This is a genomic window from Streptomyces sp. NPDC002076, from assembly GCF_053593835.1.
Map to the genome: position 1 here is coordinate 98,914 of NZ_JBSFDI010000032.1, position 10,627 is coordinate 109,540.

General features: G+C 70.5%; 10 protein-coding genes and 1 pseudogene. 4 read left to right on the forward strand and 7 right to left on the reverse strand.

What is annotated here, in order from left to right; genetic code table 11:
* Nucleotides 1-6: 6 nt before the first annotated feature.
* From ACWCQS_RS41440 to ACWCQS_RS41460, 5 genes are all read right to left on the reverse strand, one after another.
* Entirely contained in the window at nucleotides 7-1,497 is a 1,491-nt protein-coding gene (locus ACWCQS_RS41440) for a purine-cytosine permease family protein (protein WP_451009297.1), read from the reverse strand.
* Nucleotides 1,494-2,237: an enoyl-CoA hydratase/isomerase family protein gene (locus ACWCQS_RS41445; protein ID WP_451009298.1), complete on the reverse strand. Its 744-nt coding sequence runs from the start codon at nucleotides 2,235-2,237 to the stop codon at nucleotides 1,494-1,496. Before ACWCQS_RS41445 ends, ACWCQS_RS41440 begins: the two co-directional genes overlap by 4 nt.
* Nucleotides 2,234-3,421 carry an acyl-CoA dehydrogenase family protein gene (locus ACWCQS_RS41450; RefSeq protein ID WP_451009299.1) on the reverse strand — a complete coding sequence of 396 codons (1,188 nt, stop codon included), beginning with the start codon at nucleotides 3,419-3,421 and terminating at the stop codon, nucleotides 2,234-2,236. The genes ACWCQS_RS41445 and ACWCQS_RS41450 overlap by 4 nt, the downstream gene beginning before the upstream one ends.
* Nucleotides 3,422-3,487: 66 nt before the next feature.
* Entirely contained in the window at nucleotides 3,488-5,569 is a 2,082-nt protein-coding gene (locus tag ACWCQS_RS41455; RefSeq protein ID WP_451009300.1) for an acetate--CoA ligase family protein, read from the reverse strand.
* The gene (locus tag ACWCQS_RS41460; protein WP_451009301.1) at nucleotides 5,566-6,402 is read right to left on the reverse strand and encodes an SDR family oxidoreductase; all 837 of its coding nucleotides are present in this window, start codon (nucleotides 6,400-6,402) and stop codon (nucleotides 5,566-5,568) included. Before ACWCQS_RS41460 ends, ACWCQS_RS41455 begins: the two co-directional genes overlap by 4 nt.
* Nucleotides 6,403-6,634: 232 nt before the next feature.
* On the opposite strand from ACWCQS_RS41460, the gene ACWCQS_RS41465 reads away from it, so the two are divergent.
* Entirely contained in the window at nucleotides 6,635-7,516 is an 882-nt protein-coding gene (locus ACWCQS_RS41465; RefSeq protein WP_451009302.1) for a TetR family transcriptional regulator C-terminal domain-containing protein, read from the forward strand.
* Nucleotides 7,509-8,147, forward strand: a complete 639-nt coding sequence (locus ACWCQS_RS41470; protein WP_451009303.1) for an NUDIX hydrolase — start codon at nucleotides 7,509-7,511, stop codon at nucleotides 8,145-8,147. Before ACWCQS_RS41465 ends, ACWCQS_RS41470 begins: the two co-directional genes overlap by 8 nt.
* Before the next feature lie 100 nt (nucleotides 8,148-8,247).
* On the opposite strand, the gene ACWCQS_RS41475 is transcribed toward ACWCQS_RS41470, so the two are convergent.
* Entirely contained in the window at nucleotides 8,248-8,742 is a 495-nt protein-coding gene (locus ACWCQS_RS41475) for a hypothetical protein (protein ID WP_451009304.1), read from the reverse strand.
* Between the two features lie 55 nt (nucleotides 8,743-8,797).
* Between ACWCQS_RS41475 and ACWCQS_RS41480 the strand changes: the two genes are divergently transcribed.
* Both ACWCQS_RS41480 and ACWCQS_RS41485 read left to right on the forward strand, forming a co-directional pair.
* Entirely contained in the window at nucleotides 8,798-9,031 is a 234-nt protein-coding gene (locus tag ACWCQS_RS41480; protein WP_451009305.1) for a hypothetical protein, read from the forward strand.
* 14 nt (nucleotides 9,032-9,045) lie between these two features.
* Nucleotides 9,046-9,120 carry a DUF6233 domain-containing protein gene (locus ACWCQS_RS41485; RefSeq protein WP_451009308.1) on the forward strand — a complete coding sequence of 25 codons (75 nt, stop codon included), beginning with the start codon at nucleotides 9,046-9,048 and terminating at the stop codon, nucleotides 9,118-9,120.
* Nucleotides 9,121-9,145: 25 nt separating this feature from the next.
* Here ACWCQS_RS41485 and ACWCQS_RS41490 read toward each other — a convergent pair.
* Nucleotides 9,146-10,464 (reverse strand): annotated as a pseudogene (locus ACWCQS_RS41490) (IS630 family transposase).
* Nucleotides 10,465-10,627 lie beyond the last annotated feature (163 nt).

Genomic DNA, 10,627 nt, shown 5'->3' on the forward strand with positions numbered 1-10,627 from the left:
CGGCGCTTACCCGGAGTGCGCTGAGGGGGACGTGCCGGCCGGCGCGTCCGGGTCCAGGCCCTCGTCGGCGGTGGCGACCACGGCCCGCTCGGCGGTCAGGTCCAGCGACCGGCAGACCAGCAGGTACAGCCCCGCCGAGACGACCAGGCCGACGATCATGGTGACGTCCAGGCCGCCGAGCCATTTCGCCAGCGGGCCCATGCTGTCGCCCACGACCGCGAACGGCATCATCGAGGCGAAGCCGACGACGTAGGAGACGAGGCCGCGCCAGCTCCACCGTCCGTAGATGCCCCGTGGGTTGAAGATCTCGCGGATCGAGTAGTGGCCGCGGCGCACGACGTAGAAGTCGACCAGGTTGATCGCCGTCCACGGGGTGAAGAGGTAGCCGAGCACGACGAGGAAGTGCTCGAACTGCTCGAGGAACGTCTCGTCGGAGCTGAACGCGATCGCCGTGGACAGCAGGCCGATGACGACCAGCGTGACCACCCGCTTGGCCACGGTGGGCCGGATCTGCCGGATCGAGTCCATGCTGGACAGCAGGGTCAGGCTGCCGCCGTAGAAGTTGAGTGTGCCGATGGTGATCAGCGGCACCACGGACACCAGCAGCAGGGTCATGCCGAACCCGTGGAAGATCTCGTCACCGGCAAAGATGACCGATTCGACGAGGGCCGCCTTGGGGAACAGCCCGGCGGCGACGGTGCCCACGAGCATCATCCAGGCGCCGCCGATGGTCGCGCCGAGGTAGGTCCACCAGAACGAGGAGCGCACGCCCACCGTCGGCGGCAGATAGCGCGAGTAGTCCGACACGTAGATGGACCAGGACAGCTGGTAGACCGCGGCCGTGAAGAACTGGACCAGGAAGGGCGCGAGGGCGAAGGTGCCCAGGTCGAGCTGTTCGGGGCTGAAGGGGTTCACCGCGAGGATGCCCACGGAGAACACGAGCAGTGCCACGAACATGAGGTACGTCAGCCAGCGCGACGCCCGGTGGATGAAGTCGTAGCCGACTACCGCCAGCACGATGCCCACCACCGCGTAGCCGATGTAGCTGACCGGGTTGGGCACCCCGGCCAGATGCTCCATGGTGCGGCCCACCAGGATCTGGTTGAACGCGGTGTAGCCGATGTACGTCACCAGCGCGGTGATCCACACCAGGAGGGCGCCGACGTACCCGAACTGCGGGCGGGACTGCACCATTTGCGGCAGACCGAGCTGCGGGCCCTGGGTGGAGTGGAAGGCCATGAAGAAGGTGCCGAAGGCGGAGCCGAGGACGACGGCGATGGCCGTCCAGATCAGGTTGCCGCCGAGCGCCACGCCGATGGCGCCGGTGGCGACGGTGGCCAGGTGCGCGTCGCCGGCGAACCACACCGGGAACAGGTGCCACACCTTGCCGTGGCGCTCGGCCAGGGGCACGTAGTCGATCGAGCGGGTTTCGATGACCGGGCGGCTGCCGGGGGGCGTGGTCGGCGTGGCGGATGTCGAGTTCGAGGTGACGGTCATCTCGGGTCCTCGTTCGGTGGGTGGGTTGCCTGGTTGAGGGAGGCGTACGCCAGCTGCTCCAGGAGCAGGGAGGCCTCGCGCGGGGAGTCCGCCGCCACGTCGATGACCCGCTTGGTGACGGCGAGGGCGAGCGGGGGCAGCGCGGCCAGTTCCTCGGCGAGCCCCAGGGCGGTCTCAAGGTGCGCGCCGTCGTCGGTGACCTCGGTGAGCAGGCCCCAGCCGAGGGCTTCGCCGGCCGTGAGCCGGCGGCCGCGCAGGACGAGTTCGCGGGCGCGGGCCGGGCCGACGATCCGGGTCGTGCGGTACGTGCCGCCGGAGCTGGGGAGGATGCCGATTGCGACCTCCGGCAGGCCGAACGTCGCGGTCGCATCCGCGATGCGGAAGTCGGCGGCGAGGGCGAGTTCCAGTCCGCCGCCGAGGCAGTATCCGGCGATCGCGGCGACGGTGGGCTGCGCCAGCGCGGCGACCTTTTCGTAGACGGCGCCGCAGTCGCGGTAGTAGGCGGCGATCGCCTCCGGGGTCATCTCGCGCAGTTCGCCGGTGTCGGCTCCGGCGGAGAAGACCTTGTCGCCGCCGGTGAGGACGACGGCTCGCGCGGTGGTGACCGCCTTGTCGTCCAGGGCGCGCAGCAGTTCGCGTTCGAGGTGGGTGGACAGGGCGTTGAGCTTGGCCTCGCGGCGCAGCGTCAGCACGGCGGTGCCCCCGCTGCGCCGGATGTCGACGCTGCCGGCGCCCGTCATGCCTGGGGGGCCTTGTTGGTGGGGAAGTTCAGGAAGCCGAGGCCGCGCTTGCCGATCTCGTTGGCGATGACGAGGCGCTGGATCTCGGAGGTGCCCTCCCAGATGCGGTCGACGCGCAGTTCGCGGTAGAGCCGCTCGACGGGGTAGTCGCGCATGTAGCCGCGGCCGCCGAAGATCTGCACGGCGCGGTCGATGACGCGGCCCGCCGCCTCGGAGGCGGACAGCTTGGCCATGGCCGCCTTGGCGTGCAGGGTCTTGCGGTCGCCGCCCTGGTCGAACTCCCAGGCGACCTGGTGGACGAAGGCGCGGTTGACGGCGATGTCGACGGCCGAGTCGGCGAGCATGGCCTGGATGAGCTGGCGCTCGATCAGCGGCTGCCCGCCCTGGACGCGCTCGCGGGCCCACTCGGTGGCGAGGGCGAGGGCGCGCTCGGCGGCACCGACGGTGCGGGCGCCGATCATCAGGCGCTCCTCGGTGAACCAGCTGCGGGTGAGGTCGTAGCCGCCGCCGATCTCGCCCAGGACAGCGTCGCTTGCGACCTCGACGCCCTCGAAGACGTACTCGGGGTGCTCGTAGACGAAGGTGTGCATGTAGCGCGGGACGCGCTTGATGCGCACACCGGGCAGGTCCTTGTCGACGAGGAAGAGGGTCGGGGCCTTCTCGTCGCCGACGAGGGCGAGGACGAGGAAGAAGTCGGCGGCGTCGCCGACGGTGACGAACCACTTCTCGCCGTCGAGCCGGTAGCCGGTGCCGTCGGCGTGGGGGGTGGCGGTGGTGGTGATGCCCTGCGGGTCGGAGCCCGCGTCGGCCTCGGTGATGGCGACGGCGTCACGGCGCTGTCCGAGGATGTCGGGGATGAGGTAGCGCTCGCGCTGCTCGGGGGTGCAGGCGGCCAGCGCGTTGGCGGGCCTCCACACCGTGTCCCAGAGGGCGCCTGTGAGCTTGCCGAGCTCCTCTTGGACGACGACCTGCTCCAGCACGCTCAGTCCGGCGCCGCCCCATTCGGTGGGCATGTTGATCGCCTGCAGGCCGCTGGCCAGCACCGCTTCGCGGATGGACTGGTGGACTTCGGGGGACAGTCCGTTGTCCATCTCGCACGCGTCCTCGTGGATCATGATCTTGTCGGCGAGGGCGGCGGCCCGTTCCTTGAGCTCGGCCAGGTGCGGGGTGTAGGCGAATTCCATCTGTGTTTCTCCCTGCTGGGGTGCGTGAGTACGAGTACGTGTATGGGTGCGTGAGTGCGTGGTGTGTCAGGCGTCGAGGACGATGCGGGCGTCCAGGCCCGTACAGCCGCGCGGGGTGACGAGCAGAGGGTTGACCTCCAGCTCTGCGATCTCCGGGTGGGCGGCCGCGACGCTGGTGATGGCCTCGATCGCGCGGGCCGCGGCGGCGAGGTGGACCGCGGGGCGGCCGCGTACGCCGTGCAGCAGCGGGGCGGCGGTGAGGCGTTCCAGCAGGGCGCGGGCGTCGGTGGCGGTGACGGGTGCCAGGCCGAGGCGGACGTCGCGCAGCACCTCGGTGAAGATGCCGCCGAGGCCGACGAGCGCCACGGGGCCGAAGCGCGGATCGCGCCGTACGCCGACGATGAGTTCGACGCCGTCGCGAGTGTCGGCCATGGCCTCGACGCAGTAGCCGGGCGGGTCGAGGCGGCGGGCCATGTCGGCGTGCGCGGCGCGGACGGACGCCTCGTCGGCAAGACCGAGGGCGACGCCTCCGGCGTCGGACTTGTGCAGCAAGCCCATGGCCTTCAGGACGACGGGCCCCTCGATCCGGGCGGCGGCCGCGGCGGCCTCGTCCTGCGTACGGACCAGGTGGGCGGCGGGGAACTTAAGCCCGCCCTGACGCAGCAGTTCGCGTGCGCTCCAGTAGTCGTCGGCCATGACGGGTGCCGCCGGGGCGGGCACGGCCGGTACGTGCGGGGCCATCCGCTCGGCCCGGTCCGCGATCCGGCCGAGGACCTGGGCGGCGTGCTCCACCGACTGGAAGACGCAGACGCCGTGGCGGCGCAGTTCGGCGGCGGCGGGCGCGTCGGCGTACATGGTGTGGACGGCGACGGGCTTGCCGTGGTGGCGGATCCGCGCGGCCATCACGCGGGCGGTGGCGACCTCGGCCTCGGCGAGGGCCTCGCCATAGCCGCCGTAGCCGCCGAAGTAGCCGGTGACCAGCACGGAGTCGACCGATTCGGCGCCGAGGGCGAGGTCGAGGACGCGGCCGAAGGAGGTGATGTCCTGCTCCCCCGCCCCGGCGAGGTCGACCGGGTTGGCGGTGCCCGCGGACGGGGGAAGTTCGGCCTTCAGCCCGGCGACGAGGTCGTCGTCGAACTCCGGGACCTGCAGGCCCTGGGCCTCGGCGACGTCGCTGGCGAGCGAGGCGTGGCCGCCGCCGTCGGCGATGACGGCGAGGCGGCGTCCGCCGCCGCGCCGGTTGCGGTGCAGTGCGCCCAGCAGGTGGGCGAGTTCGGCGACGGTGGCGACGCGGTCGACTCCGGCAGCCCGGCAGGCGGCGTCGATCACCCCGGAGTCGCTGGTGAGCGCGCCGGTGTGGGAGCGGGCCCCGCGCATGGAGGCCTGGCCGGCGCCGACGGTGAGCAGCGCGAGGGGCTTCCCCGCCCGTACGGCGTCGGCGGCGGCCCGGGCGAAGGCGCGGCCGTCGCCGAAGTCTTCGCAGTACAGGGCGATCAGCTCGGTGCCGTCGTGCTCGGTGTAGCTGCGCACGAGGTCGGCGGCCGTGAGGTCGGCCTGGTTGCCGAGGGAGGCGAAGCGGGAGAACCCGAGTTGGTCGCGTTCGAGGAAGCGGCTGAGCTCCAGGGCCATGTTGCCGCTCTGGGAGACGAAGCCGATGCCTCCGGCAGGCATATCGTTGGAGGCCAGCCGCAGTTCGGTGGTGGTGTCGAGGACGCCGAGGCAGTTGGGGCCCAGCAGCACGGCGCCGGCCCGGCGGATGCGCCTGGCCAGGGCGGCCTCGCGCGTTCGGCCCTCCTCACCGAGTTCGGCGAAGCCGGCGGTGATACCGACGATGGCGCGGGCTCCGGCGGCGAGGGCGTCCTCGACGGCGTCGGCGAAGCCGGCGGCGGGTACGGCGATGACGGCCAGGTCGACGCCGCCGGGGGCGTCGACGGCCTGCCGGTGGACGGCGCGGCCGAGGACGGGTTCGCCGCGGCGGTTGACCAGGTGGACGGGGCGGCGGTGTTCGCCGCGCAGCGCCTGGACGCTGAGCCAGTTGCCGTATTTCGTCTCATCGTTGCTGGCACCGATGACGGCGACGGAGGAGGGGTCGAAGAGCGCGGACAGGTCGCGTACGGCGGGGGCCGTCGCATCGGTCAGGATCGTCACGGGGTCTCCTCCGCGCCGTGGGGGGCGTCCTCGGTTTCCCGTGCCGGGACCGGATGTCCGCTGCCCCAGGCGTCGACACCGCCGTCGACGGTGATCGTGGTTCCGGTGATGTACGAGCCGCCGGGCGAGGCGAGGAAGCACACAAGGCCGGACACTTCTTCGGGGCGGCCGAGCCGGCCGAGCGGCACGGCCTGCTCCCAGCGACGGCGATCCGCCTCGTCGTACGCGGCCTGAAGCCCTTCGGTGGCGATGGTTCCGGGGGCGACGCAGACGGTGCGGATGCCGTAGCGGCTCCACTCCAGCGACAGTCCGGCGGCGAGGTTCTCCAGCGCGGCGCGGGCGGCGGTGGCGTGCACCATGCCGGGAATGCCGCGGCGCGGGGAGAACGCCATGAAGAAGACGGCTCCGCAGCGGTTGGGGATCATGGAGCGGACGGCGACCTCGCGTGTCATCGCCCAGCCGGCGTCCACGGCCAGGTCGTGCACGGCGCGCCAGCCCTTGGGGGTGATCTCCTCGGCGGGGGCGGTGAACTGGCCGCCCGCGTTGTTGACGAGCACGTCGATGCGGCTGAAGGCCTCAAGGGCCGTGTCGACGACACGCTCGACCCCGCCCTCGGCACGGATGTCGGCGGGCACGGCCAGGCAGGTGCCGCCGGCGGCCTCGATCTCGGCAGCCACCTTCTGAAGGGGTTCGGGCCTGCGGCCGCACACCACGACGCGGGCCCCCAAGGAGGCGAAGTCGATGGCCACGGCCCGGCCGATGCCGGTGCCTCCGCCCGTGACGAGCACGACCTTGCCGTCGTGTACATCCGGGCGCAGCGGTGTCGATCCCACAGCGCTCTCTTTCCGTGCCCCCAGCGGGGGCCCACAGCGGGTTGCGACCCAGATCGCAATCAACTGACTGATCCATTGGTCGGTAAGTCGGCATCACTGTGAGCCCGCCCTTTGCGGAGTGTCAATAGGTTGTATTAGCTGGACTTTTGCGAATCCCGGTCGCGGTGGGGGCCACCCTGCCGCGACCGGCTGTATTGCGATTTTGGCAACGCAGGCGCTACGGTTCGGCAGCATGGACGAGACAGCCGAGCGCGTACGCCGGATCATCGACGCGGTCGCGGAGACGCACCGCGACTTCGCGGCCCGGATCGACCTCGAACCGACCAAACTGTCCAAGTCCCTCAAAGGGCACCGCCGCTTCACACCCGGCGAGCTGGCGGCCATCGCAGCGGCCGCAGGCGTGAGCGTCGACTGGCTGGTGCACGGGGTCGGCCCCGGCCCCGCCGAACAGGGAGCCGGCCCGCTCGGGACAACGCCCGGCGACCCGGACCGAACGGACGCGCGCCGTACCGAGTTCCTCGAGGCCGCCTGGCGGCTGATCTCGCAACACGGCTACCACGCCGTACGGATCGCCGACATCGCCCGCGCCTGCGGCACCAGCAGCGGCGCCGTGCACTACTACTTCCCGACCAAGCAGGACGTCCTCAACGCCGCTCTGCTGCACTGCGTCGAGAGCGCCTTCGAGCGGCAGAGCGACGAGCTGAGAAGCGTGGACAGCGCACACGCACGGCTGCTGCGGCTGATCGACATGCAGCTTCCGGCCGGCGGCCGGGTCCGGGACGAATGGCTGGTCTGGCTGCAGTTCTGGGCCGAGACCGCCCTGCGCCCCGAACTGCGCTCCATCCACAACGACTTCTACGCCCGCTGGCGCGAGGCCGTGGTCCGCATCGTGCGCCGGGGCCAGCACCAGGGGCAGTTCCGGGCCGACACCGACGCCGAACAGCTCGCGCTCGGCCTCACCGCACTCACCGACGGCCTGGCCATCCAGGTACTGACCGGAGCGCCCGGAGTGACGCCCGAGCGGATGCGGAGCGTCCTGCTGGACTTCATCGACCGCGAGCTCCTCGCGCCCAAGAACGCGCCCAAGAGCGAGGTGGAACATGCCGGTGCCTGATCCCAACGAGCCGGCCAGAAGCGGGATGGACCGGCTGGAGGAGCAGGTCCGCGCCAACCTCGCCGCCTTCCCGCGGCGTACCGCGGCGCCACCGCCCAACGCCCGTCGCGCGGGCGTGTGCCTCACCCTCCACCCGCACCGCGACGAACCCCACGTGCTGCTGATCAAACGGGTCGCCCGCGGCCGCAACGCGGGCCAGTGGGCGCTGCCCGGCGGCCGGCTCGACGGCACCGAGACCCCGCAACAGGCGGCGCTGCGCGAGCTCGCCGAAGAGACGGGCATCTGCGCCGGCCCCGCCGAAGTGGCCGGACAGCTAGACGACTACGTCACCGACTCGGGATTCGTCATCACACCCGTAGTGGTACTGGCGCGGCTCCCGCTACGACTGCAACGCAACCCTGACGAGGTCCACTCCCTGCACCCGATCCCGCTGCGCCGGCTCACGGATCCGGACGTTCCGCGCTGGCGGACGGATCCGCAGGGCCGACCGCTGCTGCAGATGCCACTGCGACGGGGCATGGTGATCCACGCCCCGACCGGCGCCCTGCTATGGCAGTTCCGCGAGGTCGCCCTGCTCGGACGCACCACCCGCATCGCCGACCTGACCCAGCCGCTCTTCACCCACACCTGAGCACGACGACACGACCCGGGAAGGGCCGCACAAACCCGCCCCCAGCCCCGAGACGCAGAACCATCAGGAACTCGGCGAAAGCCGTCGTCATCCACGAGCATCACGGCGCCGGCATGCCGCTGTACTCGCCGATCCAACGGCTGAACTTGCTGCGCGCGGTCTCCTCGCGACCCCACCAGCCGTGCTGTACGGGCTGGCCCGCGGAGGTGAGGAGCAGGTGGTAGCGGCCGGGCTCATCCATGAAGCTCATCGTGCCAGCCGCCCAGCGCAGGTCGGCGAGGATCCCCTCGATCGTGGTCGGCCCCGTCCACCGCGGCATCGTCGCCAGCGAATCATCCCGGCACAGGTCCACCCAGCGCGGGCCGGCATCGGGAAAGACGATCACGCAGGAGGTACGGCAGTCCTCCTCATTGCCGCAGGCCGAACACGGCTTCTCCAGGTGCAGGGCGTATCGGGCCCTCGTCTGCGCGCGGGATGGGGCGGCCGGCGCGGGATCCAGGCGGGCCGGATCCACAGCGTGGCGGGCCAGCAGGTCGTCGACCGTCATGCGTTCGATGTCCACCCGGCCCCTCTGCCCGTCGCTCTGAGAGGACACACTAGCCACCAGAATCGAACACCTGAACGAAGCATGTCCGCTGGCCCGTCTCGACATGCTGCGTTTCGTCCGCCGCGTCGTTGAGCAGCAGGCCACCTGGGAGCTGGCCCTCATCGACCGGTGGATCGCGGACGAGGAGCAGCGGGAGGCACGGCAGCGAGCCGCCGTGGCGCGGAAGGCCCGGGCCGCGGACTGGCTGATCCAGTACGGCCTCAACAAGACCAACGTGGACGCCGTGCATGTCGGTGACTGCTGGGCGGCTAGGAAGAGCGGGCGTGCCGACCGGTGACCCGGGAACAGGCGGTGGAAGCGCTCCGGCAGCAGGTGCCGGCGTGCCCGCACTGCCGCCCCGACACCGAGCTGGGCGTCCTCGACTAGTGTGATGCGCCAGAAATTCTGAGGATTAGTTCTGCTCTGTTATCTGGCCGGTGGTTCCGACCTTGGTGAGGTAGTCGGCGAGGGAGTAGAGGATCTCGTCGGCTGTCTTGGTCCAGGTGAAAGCTCGCGGGTTCTCGTTCCAGGTGTCGATCCATGCGGTGATGTCGTCCTCCAGTGCCTTCACGGAGGTGTGGACGCCGCGGCGGATGAGCTTGTCGGTCAGCATGCCGAACCACCGCTCCACCTGGTTCATCCAAGAGGAGCCGGTGGGGGTGAAATGGACGTGGAAGCGGGGGTGTTTGCCGAGCCACGTCCTGATCTCGGCGGTGTTGTGGGTGGCGTAGTTGTCGCAGACGAGGTGCACGTCGAGCCCGGCGGGCACCGCTTTGTCGATCCGGATCAGGAACTTCTTGAACTCAATCGCCCGGTGGCGGCGGTGCAGTGCCGATATGACAGTGCCGTCGGCGATGTTGAAGGCGGCGAACAGGCTGGTGATGCCGTGCCGCAGATAGTCGTGGGTACGCCGTTCGGGCATGCCCGGCATCATCGGCAGCACCGGCTGGGACCGGTCCAGCGCCTGGACCTGGGACTTCTCGTCCACGCAGAGCACGACCGCCTTCTCGGGCGGGTGGTGGTACAGGCCGACAACGTCGACGACCTTGGCGACGAACTGCGGATCGGTGGACAGTTTGAAGGAGTCCTGCAGGTGGGGCTTGAGGTCGAACCGCTTCCAGATCCGCCCGATCGTCGACTTCGACAGGCCGGTGCGCTGGGCCATCGAGGCCCGTGACCAGTGCCTGTCCTGTCCAGGGAGCGACTCCAGGGTGGCCACGACGACCTCCTCGACCTGGTCGAGGAGGATCGAAGGCGGCCGGCCCGAGCGCGGCTCGTCATGCAGACCATCGAGGCGTTTGCGATGAACCGGGCCCGCCAGCGGTCCACGGTCGACCTGTCGATGCCGAGGTCGGCCGCAGCCTGCTGGTTCGTCCCGCCCTCCGCGCAGCGCAGCACGATCTTGGCCCGCAACGCGAGGAACTGGGCGGTCTTGGCCTGCCGCGCCCACTGCTGCAGCTGTCTGCGCTCAGCATCGTCGAGGATCAGGTCGGCCTTCGGCCGGCCGATCCAGCCGGCGTCCTCAAGTCCAGCCATCCGCTCTGCGGCGAATGCCCGACGCCACTTGCCGACCGTCTTGGCCTGGACACCGACGAGCCGTGCGACACCCGCGTTTGACATGCCGTCAGCACACGCCAGGATGATACGGGCCTTCTCAGCCGAGCGCCGGTGCGGCATTTTCGTGCGGCGCACCAACTCGGCGCGCTCCGCCTCGGACAACGCGATCGCCACAGCAGAAGGCCCCGAATGCGACATGACAACAGGGTACTTACTAACCCTCAGGATTTCTGGCGCATCACACTAGTAGGACTCCGTTAGGTCTGTCTGCCTGCAGTGTTCAGGGGCATGAGGACTGTGTGGACGCACATGAAGTCAATCGTGTTCGGGCGGAGTT

Bases quoted from the DNA above. Each gene is read 5' to 3' on its own strand.
- ACWCQS_RS41440 (WP_451009297.1), bottom strand. From the start codon at position 1,497: ATGACCGTCACCTCGAACTCGACATCCGCCACGCCGACCACGCCCCCC.
- ACWCQS_RS41445 (WP_451009298.1), bottom strand. From the start codon at position 2,237: ATGACGGGCGCCGGCAGCGTCGACATCCGGCGCAGCGGGGGCACCGCC.
- ACWCQS_RS41450 (WP_451009299.1), bottom strand. From the start codon at position 3,421: ATGGAATTCGCCTACACCCCGCACCTGGCCGAGCTCAAGGAACGGGCC.
- ACWCQS_RS41465 (WP_451009302.1), top strand. From the start codon at position 6,635: ATGGACGAGACAGCCGAGCGCGTACGCCGGATCATCGACGCGGTCGCG.
- ACWCQS_RS41480 (WP_451009305.1), top strand. From the start codon at position 8,798: ATGCTGCGTTTCGTCCGCCGCGTCGTTGAGCAGCAGGCCACCTGGGAG.